The sequence below is a fragment of the Dietzia sp. DQ11-71 genome, from assembly GCF_014144995.1.
Classification (GTDB): Bacteria; Actinomycetota; Actinomycetes; order Mycobacteriales; family Mycobacteriaceae; genus Dietzia; species Dietzia kunjamensis.
In genome coordinates this window covers 1-2,160 of the sequence record NZ_JAALDT010000105.1, presented here as the reverse complement: position 1 = coordinate 2,160, position 2,160 = coordinate 1, and the positions used below count along the sequence as shown (strand labels likewise).

The window sequence follows — 2,160 nt, the reverse complement described above, 5'->3', positions numbered from 1 at the left end:
ACGAGCGAGCCGGTGGTCGGCTCACCTAGCAGCGCCGAGCCCGAGGTGTCGACCGAGCCGGTGCCCTCGGCCGGGGTGAGGATGTCGACCGAACCGGTGGCCTCGGAGACGGAACCGGCTAGCGGCGCGAGCGAACCGGTGGAGGGCTCACCGAGCAGCGCCGAACCCGACGTGTCGAGGGATCCCTCGCCGGTGGCGTTGGCATCCAGGATGAGCGAACCCAGGTTCTCGGGGACGGAACCGCCGCCCGAGCTCAGCTCCGACGATCCGGCGGAGCCGATCACGTCCGAGGACAGAGTTCCGAGTTCCTCGGAGCCCTGCGCGTTGGCGACGCCGGTGGCGCCCGAAATGGCCAGGGCAGCGGCGGCCGCGACCGCAGCGGCTTTGCGGGTGGTGAACGTCATTGCGTCTCCTCGTGTGGAAAGGGGCTCCCAGGCGCAGAGGCTCGTGGCCGACCCACCCCGGGGTTGGGGTCTGTGAGACGTGAGAACAGCGTTACGAGACCGAGGTTCATCCGTCCGTTCCCCACCCTAGCCACGAATTCAGGCGATGAACGGTGAGAACTCAGTTAGATCTGAGTTAGTAAGGGGTTCTGAAAGGCGCTCGACCCCTTGCCGTGTGGCCACCCATGCCCCAGCGTCGCCCCGGGGCACCCGCGCGGGGAGCCCCGAGGCCCGCCCCCTTCGATCCAGGGTGCGGGCCTCGTGGCACGGGAAGCGGGCCCCGCTGGACCTCGCCGACTGCGATCAGATAACCGGCAATGGCGGGAGGACGATGCCGGCGTCCGCCAGCGCCTGCTCGATCTGCGGCGCGAAGTAGATGCCCGCCCCGATGACGGCGGCGGAACCGCCGATCAGCAGCACCGGCCCGAGCGAACCGGATACTCCGAGCGAATCCGTACCGCCATCGGAGCCGATGACGATCGCCGGACCCTCACCGGAGCCCAGTGCGCCGCCCACCGACGCCACGGCCGGCGTCAGCGACCCCGAGGTGGGCTCACCGAAGACGGAACCGGTGGTGTCCACCGACCCGGTACCCGGCGCGGGACTCACTGCGTCGGAACCCGTTGCCTCGTTGACCGAGCCCACGCCCTGCGACACGACCGGGGCGAGGCTGCCGAAAGTCGGCTCGTCGAGCAGCGCGGAGCCCGAGGTGTCGATCAGTCCGGGGTCGACGACCCCCGTTTCCTCCTCGGCCGAGCCGAGGGCGGAGGACTGAGCGTGCGCCAGCCCCACTCCACCGGACAGGGCGAGCGCGGAGACGCCAAGGGCCGCGGCGGCGCGGATGTGCCTCGTCATAAGTCAGTATTCCTTTCGGGAGAAACGCCGACACTTCGGCGATACTTAACAATTCTTATTATTTCGCCGTGAACACCCCGCGCGACCACCGGGAGAATGCCCGCGCATGAGGGGTCCAACGCCGAAGTAGACATACGTTCAGAGCTGGTGGCCGCCCCAGCTCGAGCGGGAGATCCACTCCCGCACAGCGCGAGTGGCCCGGACGTCGTCCTCGTTGTAGGTGAGGATGCGGTTCCGGCCGGCATCCCGCTCGACGCCCCTCGCCGCCTGCGCGTCGCGGTACCACCCGAGCGAGGCCTCGCCGCAGGCCTCGGGATCTCGCCACGCGAACCCGGCGGCCGGGGCGACCACCTTCAGCCCGAGGCCCGAGGTGGAGACGAACTGGGTGGTGACCGCCTCGTGGACGTCCACCCAGAGCGGGGAGGAGATGAAGCGCCGGACCTCGGCGACGGAGGGAACCCCCTTGACGACGGCGAGGGTGCCCTCCGGCCCGAACCTGCCGGCCGACGAGAGCATCCACCCGTTCTCCGCGGACCGTGAATAGCAGTAGGCCCGGAACGACCGGCCCTGACCTGCCGCCCTGTCGCGGATGCCGGTGAGCCAACGCCAGAACTCCGCGAACGAACGCCCCTCGTCCGGATCCGGCAACCGCGCCCAGGTGGCGAACGGCCTGTAGCCCTCGGCCTCCAGGCGCCGCCCGTCCCTCAGCGTGAGCAGGGTCCCCCACAGATAGGCGCCGTCGTCGAGGTGACTCTCCAGGTCGACGTCCACCTCGATATCCGCACGCGGAATGCTCGGCCGCGCCACCTTGGGAACCACCACCTCACCGTCGCGGTGTGCCCTCGCCCGCAGGACCGCGTCC

At 70.0% G+C, this 2,160-nt stretch carries 3 protein-coding genes; all 3 read right to left on the bottom strand.

Annotation, left to right across the window (positions count from 1 at the left end):
- Nucleotides 1–404, bottom strand: a 404-nt coding sequence (locus tag G6023_RS04285; RefSeq protein WP_206680975.1) for a hypothetical protein, incomplete at its 3' end; no start/stop codon positions are given.
- Between the two features lie 342 nt (nt 405–746).
- Entirely contained in the window at nt 747–1,298 is a 552-nt protein-coding gene (locus tag G6023_RS04280) for a hypothetical protein (protein WP_067714898.1), read from the bottom strand.
- A gap of 138 nt (nt 1,299–1,436) precedes the next feature.
- Nucleotides 1,437–2,160: TM0106 family RecB-like putative nuclease (locus G6023_RS04275; RefSeq protein WP_182634177.1), on the bottom strand; the 724-nt coding region annotated here is incomplete at its 5' end.

Coding starts and splice junctions, on each gene's coding strand:
- G6023_RS04280 (WP_067714898.1), bottom strand. CDS start 1,298: ATGACGAGGCACATCCGCGCCGCCGCGGCCCTTGGCGTCTCCGCGCTC.